The organism is Rhodoplanes roseus (assembly GCF_003258865.1).
Classification (GTDB): Bacteria; Pseudomonadota; Alphaproteobacteria; order Rhizobiales; family Xanthobacteraceae; genus Rhodoplanes; species Rhodoplanes roseus.
Map to the genome: position 1 here is coordinate 1 of NZ_NPEX01000910.1, position 253 is coordinate 253.

General features: G+C 64.4%; 1 pseudogene. It reads right to left on the minus strand.

Annotation, left to right across the window (positions count from 1 at the left end):
* Window positions 1-42: 42 nt before the first annotated feature.
* A pseudogene (locus CH341_RS35550) lies at window positions 43-253 on the minus strand (MFS transporter); the annotation flags it as partial.

The following is a 253-nucleotide window of genomic DNA, read 5'->3' on the forward strand; positions in this document are numbered from 1 at the left end:
GATCCGGCGTCTCCTGCGTGAATGCACCAGGAGGCGAACGGTTCATCGGATGGCCTGCAAGCGCAACATCAGGGCAACGAGAACGAACAGAACGAGCCCTGCGGTGATCGGTGCCCCGGCCGACGAGAAAATGTCCATTGCCGAGGCCGTGGCAGTCGACCCTCCCGCGCTCCCGATCGCGTAGGAAAGGCCGAAGACGGCACTGCCAGCGACGAGAAGGCCGCCCGTATAATGCGCCCCGAGAAGCGTGAGC